This is a genomic window from Ensifer sp. ENS03 (assembly GCF_014852035.1).
Classification (GTDB): domain Bacteria; phylum Pseudomonadota; class Alphaproteobacteria; order Rhizobiales; family Rhizobiaceae; genus Ensifer; species Ensifer adhaerens.
Map to the genome: position 1 here is coordinate 322,933 of NZ_JACVAV010000006.1, position 16,804 is coordinate 339,736.

Consider the following 16,804-nt stretch of genomic DNA (forward strand, 5'->3'; position numbering starts at 1 on the left):
GCCACTTCTATATCGGGGACGCCGTGGACTTGCTGACCTTGCTGATGAGGACGGTGGCCGATCACATTCGCCTGTCTCGGAAAAGGCTTGCGCTGGCACCTGGCGATATAGACGTCCACGTCATTGAATGACGCACGTTTTGCCGTGGCAGCATCGCGGCGCTGATCCGAAAGCAGGGTTGGTTTCCGAACGATGACCAGAAATACTAAATTTGTACTAACGTCACCAATTTTGGGTATTAGCATAATATAGTATGCTGTTTTAGGTGAGGCTCTTCAGTGCCGATTGCGCTCTCGCAGGGTTGATGTTTTCGTCGCCCGCAAAGGTCGAGGGGTATTTCCATGGCAACCGAAGGCACCGCAATTTCCAACGACGCCGCAGCTCTGTCGGCAGAGGCAATCGAATTCCGCAACGCGCCCGACGGCAAGGCTGACCGCCTGGTTGCGCAGGCCGCTCCCGCAGGCGAGCCGGAACTCATCGACCCCGCGACGGGTGCCCCTGTGAAGGGCGCCGAAACCGTGCCCCAGACAGCGCCCATGCCGACGGAAATCAGCGCCGATGCTTCGAATATCGTGCATTTGCCTGCGGGCGCGTCGATCGAAAAGATCAAGGTCGTTGGCAACGATATCGTTTTGGAACAGCCTGACGGTTCCACGATCACCATTCACAACGCGGCATTGAAGGTCCCGACCTTCCTGATCGGTGACGCCGAAATCCCGCGCGAAACCCTCGTGGCGGTGCTCGGAGAAAACGGCATCAACGTCGCGGCCGGCCCGGACGGCAGCATCAGCGTCGTTTCGAACCAGAGCAGCGGCGGCGACTTCGCAGGGGCTAATGGCGATATCGGCGAGGCCGGACCGGTCATCAACTTGCTGGCGCCGACCGCGCTGCAGTTTCCGACGCTTGAGACGACCGAGCTTCTGCCGCCGACCCTCGATCCCAACGACGCACCGTCGATCATTCCCGACGGCAGCAGCGGCCCCGGCGGCATCTTTGTCAGCGACCGGCAGGTCGATGAAGCGGGCCTCGCCAGCGGTTCGCGCGCCGGTGACGGCAGCGCGTCGGTCAAGGGCATCTTCACCATTTCCGATCCGGATGGTGCCGGCGATATCGCCAGCCTGACGATCAACGGCCGGACCTTTCCCATCGGCGGCCTGGTCGGGCAGTCGGTTGCGGGCGAGTTCGGCGTGCTCACCATCACGGCCTACGATCCCGCGACCGGTGTTGCGCAGTATACCTATGAATTGACGAGCCCGGTCATCGGCTCAGGCGTCAATCCGGGCGCCAATGTCGAACAGGACCGGGATATCTTCACCCTGACGGTCACCGACGGTGACGGCGCGACCGGCACGGCCACGCTGCGTGTCGATATCGTTGACGACATTCCAGTGATCGGCATCACAAATCCAGAGACGGCGCAGGTTGCTGAGGGGCAGACACTGAACGGCAGCTGGACACTGACGGCAGGCGCTGACGGCGTCGGCACGGTGGACGTGACGGTTGGCAACACCACGCAAACGCTGACGTTGACCGCAGGCCAGAAGGTGGACTTCACGCTCGCCGAGGGTACGCTGACGGTCAATGCGGACAAGACCTGGTCGTTCACGGCAGCAAGCAATCTTAACAATGCCGGCGGTCTCGACGTGACGTTCTCGCTGTCGGCCAGGGACGGCGACAACGATACAACGAGCGACAGCCAGACGATCAAGGTGGTGGACGGCGCAGGTCCGTCGGTTGATCCGCTTGCCGCGTCCGCAGCGCTGACGCTCGATGACCAGAACCTTGCCAATGGCTCGACGCCGGTCGGTGGCGCCGAGACGAGCAGCGGCACGATTGGCTTTGTCGCGGGTTCGGATGCGATCGCGACAATTGCGTTCGGTGACACCAGCGGGCTGACCAGCGTGCTGGTTTGGGACCGTATTTCCGATACCCAGATCATCGGCCGGGCCGGCGGTACGGCTGTCGTCACGCTCGACCTGGTTCGCGCAGGCGACAGCGCCACGGTAACGGCGACTTTGAACGGCAACTACGCCAGCCATCCCGGCATCAATTCCGACGACCTTGCGAATCTTGGCCAGGTCAAGGTGGTTGCGACCGATATCGACGGCGACAGGGCCGAAGGCACGGTGACGGTCGCGGTCTCTGACGACATGCCGGTCGCTGCCGCCGACACGGACAGCGTGTCCGAAGATGGCGCCGTCTTTGCAGATGGCAACGTGCTGACCGGTTCGGGAGGTGCGGATGAGAACGGCACGGACGGTGTCAAGGATATCGCAGGGGCAGACGGCGTATCGGTGACGTCCGTTTCATTCGGGAGCACAACAGGTCTGGTCGGCGGTTCGACGGCAGGTCAGTTCGGCACGTTGGTGCTGAATTCCGATGGCAGCTATACCTACACGCTCAACAACGCGACGGCCGGTGTGCAAAGTCTCGCCGCGGGCCAGATGGTGACGGATACGTTCACCTACGAGATCACTGACGGAGATGGTGATAGGTCGTCGACGACCGTCACAATCACAATCACCGGCACGAACGATGCCCCGGTCATCACGACGGGCCCGCAGAGCGGCAAGGTCGCGGAGATTGGCGACAATGCCGCTGGCGAGAACACGGTTACGCACACGCAGGGCGGCACGGTCGGCTTTTCCGACGTCGATACGCTGGATCAGCACAGCGCCAGCTTCACGGCAGGTGGCGACGGCTATCTCGGCACCTTCTCGCTCGGGACGGTCGATCAGGCCGGTGACAAGGTTGGCTGGAATTTCGAGATTGCCGACAGCGTTCTCGACTCGCTTCAGGCCGGCCAGACGCTGACGCAGACCTATGACGTGACCGTCAATGACGGTCATGGCGGCACGGCGATCCAGACCGTGACGATCGTGATCACCGGCACCAACGACGCACCGGTCATCACTTCGGGCGTGCAGAGCGGTGCGGTCACGGAGATCACCGACAAGGCGACGGGTGAGAACACGGTCACACACACGCAGGGCGGTGCGGTTGGCTTTAGCGATGTCGATACGCTCGACACGCACACCGCCAGCTTCAAGGCGAACGGCAACGGCTATCTCGGCACCTTCGCGCTCGACCCGCTGAACCAGGCAACCGATCAGGTCGGCTGGAGCTTCAAGGTTGCCGACAGCGTGCTCGACTCGCTGCAGGCTGGCCAAAAGCTGACGCAGACCTATGACGTCACCGTCGATGACGGCCACGGCGGCACGGCGACCCAGACGGTGACGATCACGATCACCGGTACCAACGATGCCCCGGTCATCACGTCCGGTTGGCAGCTCGGCGGCGTGGTGGAGCGCTTTGACGGCTTTCCGGGCGAGAACACGGTCACGCACACGCAGGACGGCACGATCGGCTTTCGCGACGTCGATACGCTCGACACGCACACGGCGAGCTTCACGGCGGGCGGTAACGGCTATCTCGGTACCTTCTCGCTCGATCCTCTGAACCAGGCGACCGACAAGCTTGGCTGGAACTTCCAGGTTGCCGACAGCGTGCTCGACTCGCTGCAGGCCGGCCAGATCCTGGTGCAGACCTACGACGTCACCGTCGATGACGGCCACGGCGGCACGGCGACGCAGACGGTCACGATCGTGATCGCCGGCACCAACGACGCCCCGGTGATCACCTCGGGTGTGCAGAGCGGTGCTGTGACGGAGATCGCCGACAAGGCGACGGGCGAGAATACGGTGACGCACACGCAGGACGGCGCGGTGACGTTTACCGACGTCGATACGCTCGACACCCACAGCGCCAGCTTCTTACCGCAAGGCCGTGGTTATCTCGGTACCTTCTCGCTGGATGCGGTCGATCAGGCAGCTGACAGGATCGGCTGGAACTTCAAGGTCGCCGACGGCGTGCTGGACTCGCTGCAGGCCGGCCAGACGCTGACGCAGAAGTACACCGTGTTCGTCAATGACGGCCATGGCGGGATCGTGGCGCAGACCGTTACGATCGCGATCACCGGGACGAACGATGCACCGGTCATCACCTCCGGCACGCAGAGCGCCACGGTCACGGAGCGCGGCGACGGTGCGGCCGGCGAGAACTCAGTGGTGCACGTCAACGCCGGCAAAGTGGCTTTCGCCGATGTCGACACACTGGACACCCACAGCGCCAGCTTCAAGGCGAACGGCGAAGGCTATCTCGGCAAGTTCGCGCTCGACCCGGTCAACCAGTCGGGCAACTCGGTCGGCTGGACCTTCAAGGTTGCTGACGGTGTCATCGACTCGCTGCAGGCCGGCCAGTCGCTGACGCAGACCTATGATGTGACCATCAATGACGGTCATGGCGGCACGGCGATCCAGACCGTGACGATCGTGATCACCGGCACCAACGACGCACCGGTCATCACCTCGGGCGTGCAGAGCGGTGCGGTCACGGAGATCACCGACAAGGCGACGGGTGAGAACACGGTCACACACACGCAGGGCGGTGCGGTTGGCTTTAGCGATGTCGATACGCTCGACACGCACACCGCCAGCTTCAAGGCGAACGGCAACGGCTATCTCGGCACCTTCGCGCTCGACCCGCTGAACCAGGCAACCGATCAGGTCGGCTGGAGCTTCAAGGTTGCCGACAGCGTGCTCGACTCGCTGCAGGCTGGCCAAAAGCTGACGCAGACCTATGACGTCACCGTCGATGACGGCCACGGCGGCACGGCGACCCAGACGGTGACGATCACGATCACCGGTACCAACGATGCCCCGGTCATCACGTCCGGTTGGCAGCTCGGCGGCGTGGTGGAGCGCTTTGACGGCTTTCCGGGCGAGAACACGGTCACGCACACGCAGGACGGCACGATCGGCTTTCGCGACGTCGATACGCTCGACACGCACACGGCGAGCTTCACGGCGGGCGGTAACGGCTATCTCGGTACCTTCTCGCTCGATCCTCTGAACCAGGCAACCGACAAGCTTGGCTGGAACTTCCAGGTTGCCGACAGCGTGCTCGACTCGCTGCAGGCCGGCCAGATCCTGGTGCAGACCTACGACGTCACCGTCGATGACGGCAAGGGCGGCACGGCGACCCAGACGGTCACGATCACGATCACCGGTACCAACGATGCGCCCATCATTACCTCGGGTACTCAGAGCGGCTCCGTGACGGAGATCGCCGACAAGGCGACGGGCGAGAACACGGCCACGCACACGCACGGCGGCACGATCGGCTTTTCCGACGTCGATACGCTGGATGAGCACAACGTTAGCTTCACGGCGAACGGCAACGGCTATCTCGGTACCTTCTCGCTCGATCCCGTCGATCAGGCGGGCGACAAGGTCGGCTGGACCTTCAAGGTTGCTGACGGTGTCATCGACTCGTTGCAGGCCGGCCAGTCGCTGACGCAGACCTATGATGTGACCATCGACGACGGTCATGGCGGCACGGCGACGCAAACTGTGACGATTACGATCACCGGTACCAACGATGCGCCCATCATTACCTCGGGTACCCAGAGCGGTTCTGTGACGGAGATCGCCGACAAGGCGACGGGCGAGAACACGGCCATGCACACACAGGGCGGCACGATCGGCTTTTCCGACGTCGACACGCTGGATACCCACAGCGCCAGTTTCACGGCGAACGGCAACGGCTACCTCGGGACCTTTGCGCTCGATCCGCTGAACCAGACAACCGACAAGGTCGGCTGGAGCTTCAACGTCGCCGACAGCGTGCTCGACTCGCTGCAGGCTGGTCAGACCCTGACGCAGGCCTATAACGTCACCGTCGATGACGGCAAGGGCGGCACGGCAACCCAGACCGTGACGATCACAATCACCGGTACCAACGACGTCCCGATCATCACCTCGGGCACCCAGAGCGGTTCTGTGACGGAGATCGCCGACAAGGCGACGGGCGAGAACACGGCCACGCACACGCACGGCGGCACGATCGGCTTTTCCGACGTCGACACGCTGGATGAGCACAGCGCCAGCTTCACGGCGAACGGCAACGGCTACCTCGGTACCTTTGCACTCGGGACGGTCGATCAGGCCGGCAACGCGGTCGGCTGGAGCTTCAACGTCGTCGACAGCGTGCTCGACTCGCTGCAGTCCGGCCAGAAGCTGACCCAGACCTATGACGTCACCGTCGATGACGGCAAGGGCGGCAAGGCGACCCAGACGGTGACCATCACGATCACCGGCACGAACGATGCTCCGGTAATCACCTCGGTCTCACAAGGCGGTGCGGTGACGGAGATCGCCGACGGAGCGACCGGTGAGAATACGGCCACGCACACGCACGGCGGCACGATCGGCTTTTCCGACGTCGACACGCTGGATACCCACAGCGCCAGCTTCACGGCGCAGGGCGGTGGCTATCTCGGCACTTTCTCGCTCGGCTCGCTGAACCAGTCGACCGACTCGGTTGGCTGGAGCTTCCAGGTGGCCGACAACGTGCTGGATTCGCTGAATGCTGGTGAGACGCTGACGCAGAAGTACGATGTGACGATCGATGACGGCCATGGCGGCACGGCGGTACAGACGGTAACGATCACGATCACTGGCACTGATGATGGCGTGAGCGTCAACGGGCTGTCGTCCAGCGCCGAAGAGACGGTTTACGAGAAAAATCTCTCGGATGGTTCTTCGCCGAATGTGGCTGCACTTACGCAGACCGGCAGCTTCTCCGTGACGACGCCGGACGGACTCGCCGGCCTGAAGATTAATGGTACTTCGGTCGTGACGGGGGGCGCCTACGCCGTAGGAACCACAGTGGACACGGCACTTGGACTTCTGACGATCACCGGCTACACGCCAACGACGGTCAACGGTACGGTGACGGGCGCAACCTTCACCTACAGCTATCTGCTGCAGGACAACAGCTTGGCGCATACTGCGGCTGGAGCCGATAGCGGGGTCTTCGATAACTTCGTCGTCGCCGTGACAGATGAAGATGGTTCGACGAGCAATGCCACGCTCAACATCCGGATCGTCGACGATGTCCCGACCGTCCAATCCATCAGCAGCGCCTACATGGGCAACGGTACCGGTGCGCTGGAAGGTGTCATCAATGCGACGCCAGGCGCCGACGGCATCAAAGTTTACAAGATCGACAGCGTGGGCGGGCTGCCTACTGGCTGGACCACAACGGGAACGGGCACCGGGCAGGTGCTCGTGAAGGACAACTTCGGTACCGACATCTATCGCCTGACAACGAACGCGGACGGGACCTATCAACTGGAACAGTTGAAGGAACGTCCTGGAACGCAGGTAACCATTGATGCGGCGAACGATTTCCCCAATAGCCCAACGAAGACCTACGATTTCGGCTTCGCCAAGTTTACAGCACTTGCATCCTCCTCGGGGCAAGTGACCTTCAATGCCAACACGGCGTCAGGCGGTGGAAACGAGTTCGGGATCGGCAATCCGGCCTTCTCTACTGGGGAGAAGTTCAAGATTGAATTCGATAAGGATGTATCGTCGGTTACCTTGCGTTTCGGGACGGTTAAAGATCCAGGATCGATTGAGTTCACGGTAAGGGATGGCAATTCCACGCCATACACCTTTTCCAAGACTGTCGTCGCGGGGCAGACGAGTGTTACAATTCTTCCGAGCGATGTCGGATTCAAGTTCGATTACATCGAAGTTCTTGGCAAGAACGGCATCAATGTCTCCTTCACGACGGTAGGTTACACCGAAACCGTCGCCGCTTCGGATTTGACGCTGACTTTTGGCGTTACCGGAGAAGACAGGGATGGCGATTTGTCGAATTCCTCGACGCTCACCTTCGTGTCTGACGGATCCACAACCACGGCAAATGAGATCAGCGGCAGTGCGGGGCATGATGTCATCCATGGCGGAGCTGGCGACGACACGCTCAACGGAGGTGACGGCAACGACATCATCTATGCGAGCGCTGGCGACGACGACATTAATGGCGGAGCAGGCGTGGACCTGCTCAACTTTTCAGATGCGACCGGTCCCGTCACGTTTACGCTGGTACAGAGCAGTTGGGAGGATGATGTAGATCTTTCCAGCGTCGGCCTGGGAGAGGAAGACTACAGGAATATAGAAGGTGTCATTGGCTCCGACTTCAATGACAAGCTTTACGGTAGCAGTTATGGCGACATTCTGGCCGGGGGCGAGGGCAACGATACGCTTTCGGGCAATGGCGGAGCCGACAAGCTCTACGGCGATGCCGGCAATGATACGCTGGTTGGCGGTTCCGGCAACGACACGCTGTATGGCGGGACGGGCGTCGACAAGCTGACTGGTGGCTCAGGCGACGACACCTTCGTTCTCGATGCGAAAGACCTGCAACTCGACATCGCCGACGTCATCACCGACTACGACGGCGACGACGACTCTGTCGACTTGTCGGCTTTGCTCGGTAACCTGCCTTCGGGAACGACGCTTGATGGCGACTATCTCCAGGTGGTTCAGGATGGGCAGAACGCCAACCTGCAAGTGGACACCGAAGGTAACGCCGGTAGTGGTGGCTGGCATACGGTTGCCGTGTTGGAGAACTTCAATGTCTCGACGGAAGTGGTGAAGGTGCTGTTCAACGAAAACGGGACGAAAACATCGCAGGATGTGCACTAACGCAAGGTCGATCTCGACAGTTCTGCGGTTCTCAGCAATCATCCGGGAACCGCATATTCAGGGGGAGCTTTCATGAGCAGAAGCATGCTGGCGGGGGTGATGCTCGCACTGATGCCCATATCCAGTTTCGCGGCCGACCTTATCGGCGACTATGCGCCGGCGGCCCGGCAATGCACCGAGATCAGCCAGTCCGCGCTGACGGTCGATCAGGACGTGGCGACGCTGACCAAGGAAGTCGTGGCGCGCATGGACGAGGCGATTGCCGTTGCCGACGATCCGCGCTGGATCGCTTCGACGCGGCCGGCCTTCGTCTGGGCGTCCGAGACCAAGGTCGCCTGCGGCAAGGCCTATGGTTACCTGCAATCGAGCTGGCGTGACGAGGACTACATTGCCAAGTGCGATTGCTTCTACGCCAAAATGCGGCACTTCATGAATTGAGACAGCCGGTATGATCGACATGCCCCACGTTGTGGTTTCCCCGGCACGGCGCGTGTCGTCGTGCCGACAATGGCTGGCACTCGGCGTGCTCGCGCTTGGCGTTCTCGCCGGTTGTCAGGGCGCTCCCACCGCCCCTGAGGTGCTCGACGTCGAATCGCCGCAGGCAAGGCATGCCCGGCGCGCATCCGAGCATGCGGTGAAGTCGCAGGAGGCCTTCGGAACCGGCGCAACGCGTGTCGGGCTTATCACTGCACTGATGGCGCCGTCGGGCGAAACGGTGCGCGAACGCGACATCCGCGACGGGGCGTCGCTCGCCGTGGACGAGGTGGGTGGTGGCCAGCTTTCGCTTTTGGTCGAAAATACCGACGGTTCGCCGCAGCAAGTCCAGGACGCCGCCAAGCGTCTCGCGGGCCAGAACGCGGCGTTGATTGCGCTGTCGGTTGCGGACGTGCCTGTCAGCACCGTCCGCCAGGGACTTGGCTCTGCCCGCGCGCCACTTCTCGCGTTGCGCGGCAACGGCGCCGAGCGGCCGGCCGGCACCTTCGCCTTCGTTTCTGACCGCATCGATAGCGCTGTCGAGGGCGCTTCCTATGCTTTTGCCTCCGGCCGCAAGCGGCTGATCGTGCTTTTGCCCAGCGATGTCTCTGCCGCCGAACGGCAAAGGCTGGATCGCGGTCTTGCGGGCTATGGCATCAAGCCGGCGCTTGTCGCCGTGACCGGCATCACGACATTTTCCGGTGACGCGGCCGCCAAGGCAAAGCTAAAGGATATTGATGCGGTTCTCCTCATCGGATCGGAAGGGGGGGAGGTCGGTTCTCTGTCGCAACTCAAGGCCAACGGCTATCTGAAACCGAATGCAATGGTCGTCGGAACTTCCGGTTGGACGAATGCCGCCTACAAGCGACCCGAATTTTCCGGAAGCCACCTCTGTCTCTTCGGCCCGGAAAACGGCTCGCGGATGACGTCGCGCTTCCTCGATCGCTACGAGCGTGCGGCAAGTGCGGACGCGGCTTATGGGTTCGACGTCATCGCCCTTGCGGCTGGTCTCGTGCGGTCCCAGGGGGAAGGCGCCATCAATCAGGAAAGCATCCGCGCGCCAAACGGTTTCGTCGGTGCGGCGGCCACCTTCCGGTTCACAAAGGACGGCTCGGTAGAGCGAACCTGCGCCATCTATCAGGTGACCGCCGGCAGCGTGAAGCTTCTGGATCCCGCGCCCCGCTCGTTCTGACCGAAGCGTTATTGACCAAAAACCGATGCGGCGAGCGACCGCGCTGCATTCGGTGTAGAGAAGCGGGCGAGGGCACGGCAGCTAAGCTCACGTTATCCGCAAGCTCGCGCCGTGATGCCGGAGGCCAAGGCGGGAGGCGACACGCTTCGACGAGGCGTTGTCTCGATCGGTACTGTAAAACAAGGTGCGAGAGCGAAGCGTCGGCAGCCGCGACCAACCAGCCGTCGCAGCAGCGCCGAAACCGCGTCCTCGAAACGCCTTGGCGGTCACAAGCCCGAGTTCGGCGCCGGAATCGGTGAGCCGCGCCGCACATGCCAGGGAGGCGACTTCACCGTCGACAATGGCAGCGCACCAGGGCGACCAGAAGTCGGCAACGCCGTGGAAGCCAAGATCGAACCAGGACTCCGGAACCCCATCCGTCGCCTTCTTCGGGGGCGTTGCGAACGAGCCGCGCATCGCCTTGGTGAGGAGTGTCGTGCTGCAACTCAAAGACAAGGCCGCAATCGTATTCGGCAGGCCCATCATCACCAAGCAGCGACAGATAGCACTCAAGGTTCACAGGCGTGCTGGGATGAACGAAGGGCGGTTCGGTTGCGGCAAGTCCTTCCAGCTCCGCGACCAGACCGCCCGGCAGGTCCGCGCGTGCTTCGCACAGGTTTCCCTCCGCGCATCCGGCGAGCCAGAAGCGCGGGCCCGGTGCCTGATCCGGATCGGCGCGTGTTCGAAACAATGTGTGGAAGTCTATTTTCAGCCAATGGCTTGCTGGTATCATGAGGCGATTGCTCAATAATATCCCCGCATCCGTCGAGTACGTTCCTGGCGTGAGGGGGCAAGATGCCCACGGCGAGATCGGTCGCGCGTAATCGGCGACAAAGGAGCCTTGCGTTAAGGCGGGATTTTCATGTCTTGCCAATGCGTGAACTCTCATGGTAACGTTCCCACGAGCTTGAGGCCTGTCACCTTTGATGATGGCTTCCGGCCCGGGAGGAAACATGAAGAACGGACCCCGGCAACGGGCTACCATTATCGACGTCGCGGAGCGGGCAGGGGTCTCGAAGAGCACGGTTGCACGTGTTCTGGCGGGTTCTGCCAGCATTTCCGACGAAGCCCGCGACCGCGTGCTGAAGGCCGTTGCAGCCACCGGCTACGAGCGCAATCATCTGGCCGTCGGCATGCGTTCGGGGCGCAGCGGCATGCTCGGCCTGGTCATTCCCGATATCACCAACCCCTTCTGGGCCGAAGTCGCCCGCGGCGCCCAGGATCGCGCCGCCAAGGACGACATTTCGCTTCTCGTCTTCTCGTCGGACTGGGATGCCGGCACGGAGGCGACGCATCTTCGCGCCCTGCGGCGCGCCCGTGTCGATGGCGCGATCATCAATCCGGTCGCCGACAATTTCGATGATCTCGATCGCTTCGGCTTACCCTTCGTTTTCATCGGATCGAGCGCCGAGCGTTTTCCGGATACCTTGAGCGTCGGATCGGATATCGCCCAGGCTGTCCGTCTCGGCATGGATATCCTCGTTGAGCGCGGACACCCGGCGCCGGCCCTGATGCTCGGCCCGCGGTCGCGTCTTGCGCGCGCCCGGTTCCTGCGCGCCGTGCACGAGCATTGCATCGCGCGCGACATCGACCCCGACATCTTGCTGGTGGAGGAATCCGACTACACGGTCGAGGGTGGCCGAAAGGTCATGGGGCGTTTGCTCGCCGGGCCGTGGAGAGGCAGTCGCGCCGTCTTCGTCGCCAACGACCTGATGGCACTCGGTGCCATGATCGCCGTGCGCGAGGCGGGGCTCCGGTGCCCGGAGGATATTTCCATTCTTGGCTTCGACGGCATTCCGGCGGGTGCGTTCTCCTGGCCCGGTCTGACGACGATCGAAAAACCTGGCCGGCAGATCGGCATTCGCGCGGTCGAATGCCTGCTCGATCAGATTGCCGGCCGCCCGGAGCACGGCCGGATATTTCTGCCGTGCCGACTGGTCGAGCGCGGTTCGCTTGCCGATGTCTCGGCCTCGGTAGCTGTGCGCACGGCGGCAGGGAGGTAACAATGAGCGTAAGCAACGATCTTGTAGCGGATGCAGCCATGCCTAGAAGTGGGAACGTTCCCAACGTCCATCGGCGAAGCGTCACGAAAAACGTGCGGCAATGGTGGCCCTACTACCTGATGATGGCGCCTGGGCTGATCTTCTTCGTGATCTTTCACTATTTTCCGATCTGGGAAGCCAAGATCGCCTTCGAGCAGTTGCGCATCATCCCGCCGAACATCTGGGTCGGGATCAAGCATTTCCAGACGCTCTTCTCCTCGCCGATCTTCTGGCAGGTGCTGATAAACACGCTGATCATCTCGACAATGAAGATCGTCTTCGTCTTCCCGGTCCCGATTATCGTTGCGCTGCTGCTCAACGAGATCCGGGGCGGCGCTTTCCGCAAGTTCATCCAGTCGGCGATCTACCTGCCGCATTTCCTTTCCTGGGTGGTCATCGCCGGCGTGTTCATCGCGGTGCTTTCGCCGAGCGACGGCGCGGTCAACGACATCATCGGTTTCTTCGGATTGCAGCCGGTCTCCTTCATGACCGACACGGGCTCGATCCGCTGGGTGCTGGTCTTCTCCGAGATCTGGCGATCGGCCGGCTGGGACAGCCTGCTTTACCTTGCCGCCATCATCGCCATCGACCAGGAACTCTATGATGCGGCCGAGATCGACGGAGCCAATCGCTGGCAGAAGATCCGCTACGTCACCATTCCCGGCATCGTGCCGACGATCGCGACGCTGTTCATCCTCAACGCCGGCATGTTCCTGAACGCCGACCTCAACCAGGTGATCAACTTCTCCAACGACGTGGTGCGCAGCAAGATCGATATCATCGACACCTATGTCTACCGCATCGGCCTGCAGACCGGCGAGTATTCGCTGGCAACGGCCGCCGGCCTCTTCAAGGCGGTTCTCGGCATGCTGATGATCGTCGCCGCCCACCTTCTTTCCAAACGTCTTACCGGCAAGGGGGTATGGTGATGGCCGCCCACAACGTTCGCAGAACGCCGCTCGAGCGGCTCGAATATGCGATCATCGTCTCGACGCTGATGTTCCTCGTCGTACTGACGGTCCAGCCGCTGCTCAACCTGCTCGCCATCTCCTTTTCGGATCCGGGCAAGGTTGCCGGCATGAGCGGCCTGACGGTGGTCCCCAACGGGTTTTCGACCGACGTCTGGAGCCTCCTGGTCAACAACCCGGCCGTCCAGCGCGGCCTCCTGAACTCGATCTTCATCACGCTGGTCAGCACCGTCCTTGGTGTCGTGCTGACGGCGCTGATGGCCTGGGCACTTTCCCGCCCGGGTTTGCCGGGGCGGCGCGCGATTTTCGTCTTCGTGCTGGTGACGATCGTCTTTGAGCCCGGCATCATTCCCGATTATTTCATCAACAAGCGCCTCGGCCTTCTCGACAGCTACTGGTCTCTGATCCTCTTCAAGGTTGTGAACGCCTGGTATCTGATCATTCTCGTCCGCTTCTTCGAGGAAGTGCCGAAGGAACTGATCGAGGCCTCGGAGCTCGACGGCGCCAACCCTTTCCAGATCTTCTGGTACGTGGCGCTACCACTCGCCAAGTCGGCGCTTGCGACCATCGCTCTCTTCTACTTCGTCTTCCACTGGAACGAGTTCTTCCGGGCGATGATCTATCTCAACGACCAGTCAAAATGGCCGCTGCAGGTCGTGCTGCGCCAGTTCGTGGTCGAGGGCGACAAGCTCGCCATGGTCGGGGTCGTCGACAGCAACAACTACACCGGTGCGAGCCAGATCAACATTCGCGCGCTGAAGGCAGGCATGATCCTGCTTACGATCGCGCCGATCCTCGCAATCTACCCACTCATTCTGAAGTTCTTCACCAAGGGCACCATGAGCGGTGCGCTGAAGGGCTGACGATGCAGAACCGAACCATAAAAACCATAGCATATTGGGAGGAACAAACATGCTTGGAAAACTGATCCTTGGCGCAACCACCGCCATGGCATTGATGGCGAGCGTCGCCATGCCCGCCTTCGCCGATCCGGTGACGATCCGCGTCGTCTCGAAGGATCTCACGACGAGCAATCCTGACGACGTGAAGCTGATGAAGGCCTATGAGGAGGCGCTGAAGGCCAAGGGCACCGACATCCATATCCAGGTCGTCGACCTGCCGTCCTCTGGCTATGCCGACAAGCTCAGCGCCATGCTTCTGTCCGGTGATATCCCCGATCTCATCTATTTCCAGGGCGGCGACGCCAAGATGGCCGAACAGGGCGTGCTGGAGGACTGGAACACCTGGCTGCCGAAGACGACCTATCTCAAGGACGCGCTCTTCCCGCACAATGTCGAGCGGCTGAAGAACTATCCCTACCTGCTCTATGTCTACCCGCCGCGCATACCGCAGCCGGTGATCCGCGCGGATTGGCTCGAGAAAGCGGGCGTCGAAGCACCGAAGACTACGGACGACTACGTCACCCTCTTCAAGGCGATCAAGGACGGCGATTTCGACGGCAACGGCAAGGCCGACAGCTACGGCGTTACCACCGCCGACAACACTCAAGAGCTCGACGCCGTCTTCAATCAGGCATTTGGCGTCACCGGAACCTGGCTGAAGAACGATGCTGGCGAGTGGATCCATGCCCGCGTTTCGGCCGCGGAAAAGGCAAAGATCGCTTTCTACGCATCGCTCCGCGAGCAGGGTCTCTATGATCCGGAATTCATCACCACCAAGTGGGACGTGAAGGAAGACAAGTTCTATTCCGGCCGTGCCGGGGTGATCTTCGGTTCCTCCGCAGAGGTCATCGACATCTATGGCGGCAAGATGCGCCAGGCCCATCCCGGCGTGACCCTCAGCCTGCTTTCGCCGCCGAAGGGTCCGGGCGGCCAGGGCCTGATGGCGCTGGACGTCTCCAAGGAAGCGCGCGGTCTCGCGATCGCAACGACCTCGGAGCACAAGGAGGAGGTGGTCAAGTTGCTCGACTTCATCGCCAGCCCCGAGGGCCAGGCGATTGAACGGCTCGGCTTTGAGGGCGAGCAGTACACCAAGGACGGCGAAACCATCAAGCCGACCGACAAGCTCGCTACCTGGTATGCCCGCTTCCTCGTTGCCGCCAACTGGCAGCCGCCGGTTCAGTGGCTGAGCGATGCCGCGCAGCAATCGCTGAAGACGACCTCCGCCGACTTCAAGCCGGACAACGCCTTCGTCTGGCCTGCGGAATACGCCACCGACATCGACGCCACGGAGAACGTCTACCGGGCCTGGGTTTACAAGTTCGTCTCCGGCGAAGCCAAGATGGACCAGTGGGACCAGTTCGTTTCCGAGTGGAACGCTGCCGGCGGCGAGAAAATGACCGAATATGCAAGGACGGTTCTCAATGACAAATGATGCTCAAGGGCTCTCCCTTAAGGGACGGGTTCGGGCGCTTCTCTTTGGCGTCGCCTACGGCGACGCCATCGGGGCGCCGGTCGAAAAGCTCTCCGCTGCGGAAATCCGCCAGCGCTATGGCCGGGTGACATCGCTCGACACAGAGTGGCACCGCATGAAGCAGAGTGAGGCGGCCCGCAACGGCCGTGTCCGCGGCAGCGGCATCGTCACCGACGACACGCTGATGACGCTCTGCGTGATGTCGATCTACGACGACGTGAAGCGCCATCTCGATGCCTGGGATATGGCCTCGGGCATGGTGCGGGAAATTGCCTGGACGCCGCGCTGGGTGCCGGAGCTGCAGCGCGAGACGATGCTGATCGAGCGGCTGTTCTATCCTGAGAAGTGGATCTTCCAGCGCCATCAACTTTCCGGCTGCGACCCGCGCCAGGGCGGCGTCGGCAACATGGTGAACTGTGGCGCGGCGATGTACATCGCGCCGATCGGCGTCGCCAATGCCTGTGATCCGAAGGCAGCCTATGATGAGGCGATCGCCTTTGCCTCCGGCCACCAGCAGAGCTTCGGCCTGGAAGCTGCCGGCGTACTCGCCGCCGCGGTCGCCGCCGCTTTCGTGCCGGGCACCACCCTCGACACCGTCATCAAAGAAACGCTGGCCGTTGCCAAGGACGGAACGCGTGATGCGATCGCCGATATCGTCGAGGCTGCGGGCTCATTGAAGGGCGCGGATCATGCGACAGTCGTCGCCGAATTCCACCGCATCATCGCGCGCTATTCTCCAATGGGCGACGACGTGCAGCACACGCCGCAGAAGGCCGGCATTGCGACCGACGCCTACCAGCCATCGCGTCTGCACGCGATCGAGGAACTGCCGCTGGCGCTCGGCTTTGCGGTCGTCAATGACGGTGATTTCTACAAGTCGATCATCGACGGCATCAACTCCGGCCGCGATACGGACTCGATCGGCGTCATGGCCGGCGCAATCCTCGGCGCCATGCAGGGCGAGAGCATCATCGACCGGGCGATGGTCTCCCAGCTCGACCGTGTCAACAAGCTCGATCTCTACCGATCGGCCGATGCTTTTACCGCAACCGTGACCGCAATCCGGGCGGCCGACCACAAACGCGAAATGGCGCGGGCCACGGCGCGCGCAGGCCTCTTTGCCGCTCCCGAGCTCACCCAGGTTTCCAGTCTCTAGAA

At 62.0% G+C, this 16,804-nt stretch carries 10 protein-coding genes; 9 read left to right on the top strand and 1 reads right to left on the bottom strand.

The genetic code is table 11. The features are described from left to right. Positions 1-341 precede the first annotated feature (341 nt). The 3 genes from IB263_RS21850 to IB263_RS21860 all read left to right on the top strand — a co-directional run bounded on the left by IB263_RS21850 (position 342) and on the right by IB263_RS21860 (position 10,224). Positions 342-8,558: an S-layer family protein gene (locus tag IB263_RS21850; RefSeq protein ID WP_192438994.1), complete on the top strand. Its 8,217-nt coding sequence runs from the start codon at positions 342-344 to the stop codon at positions 8,556-8,558. 72 nt (positions 8,559-8,630) lie between these two features. Then, positions 8,631-8,996 carry a hypothetical protein gene (locus IB263_RS21855; protein ID WP_034798085.1) on the top strand — a complete coding sequence of 122 codons (366 nt, stop codon included), beginning with the start codon at positions 8,631-8,633 and terminating at the stop codon, positions 8,994-8,996. 10 nt (positions 8,997-9,006) lie between these two features. After that, positions 9,007-10,224 carry an ABC transporter substrate-binding protein gene (locus IB263_RS21860; protein ID WP_034798086.1) on the top strand — a complete coding sequence of 406 codons (1,218 nt, stop codon included), beginning with the start codon at positions 9,007-9,009 and terminating at the stop codon, positions 10,222-10,224. Positions 10,225-10,311: 87 nt separating this feature from the next. Here the strand turns inward: IB263_RS21860 and IB263_RS34160 are convergent, their stop codons facing one another. After that, positions 10,312-10,719 carry a GNAT family N-acetyltransferase gene (locus tag IB263_RS34160; RefSeq protein WP_246811058.1) on the bottom strand — a complete coding sequence of 136 codons (408 nt, stop codon included), beginning with the start codon at positions 10,717-10,719 and terminating at the stop codon, positions 10,312-10,314. Here IB263_RS34160 and IB263_RS34165 point away from each other — a divergent pair. The 6 genes from IB263_RS34165 (at position 10,700) to IB263_RS21890 (ending at position 16,802) form a co-directional block, all read left to right on the top strand. Beyond that, the gene (locus IB263_RS34165) at positions 10,700-11,014 is read left to right on the top strand and encodes a hypothetical protein (protein ID WP_234798824.1); all 315 of its coding nucleotides are present in this window, start codon (positions 10,700-10,702) and stop codon (positions 11,012-11,014) included. The two genes, IB263_RS34160 and IB263_RS34165, sit on opposite strands and share 20 nt — an antisense overlap. Positions 11,015-11,216: 202 nt before the next feature. Then, positions 11,217-12,266: a LacI family DNA-binding transcriptional regulator gene (locus IB263_RS21870; RefSeq protein ID WP_192438995.1), complete on the top strand. Its 1,050-nt coding sequence runs from the start codon at positions 11,217-11,219 to the stop codon at positions 12,264-12,266. A 38-nt stretch (positions 12,267-12,304) separates the two neighbouring features. Next, a complete protein-coding gene (locus IB263_RS21875) occupies positions 12,305-13,234 on the top strand; it encodes a sugar ABC transporter permease (RefSeq protein WP_051659403.1) in 930 nt (309 codons plus the stop codon). Next, positions 13,234-14,136 (top strand): carbohydrate ABC transporter permease, encoded by a 903-nt coding sequence (locus tag IB263_RS21880; RefSeq protein WP_034798191.1) that lies wholly within the window; start codon positions 13,234-13,236, stop codon positions 14,134-14,136. The genes IB263_RS21875 and IB263_RS21880 overlap by 1 nt, the downstream gene beginning before the upstream one ends. A 49-nt stretch (positions 14,137-14,185) precedes the next feature. Continuing rightward, positions 14,186-15,607, top strand: coding sequence for an extracellular solute-binding protein (locus tag IB263_RS21885; RefSeq protein WP_110819822.1), 1,422 nt, complete (start codon positions 14,186-14,188; stop codon positions 15,605-15,607). After that, a complete protein-coding gene (locus IB263_RS21890; RefSeq protein ID WP_060520311.1) occupies positions 15,597-16,802 on the top strand; it encodes an ADP-ribosylglycohydrolase family protein in 1,206 nt (401 codons plus the stop codon). The genes IB263_RS21885 and IB263_RS21890 overlap by 11 nt, the downstream gene beginning before the upstream one ends. The last annotated feature ends 2 nt before the right edge of the window (positions 16,803-16,804 follow it).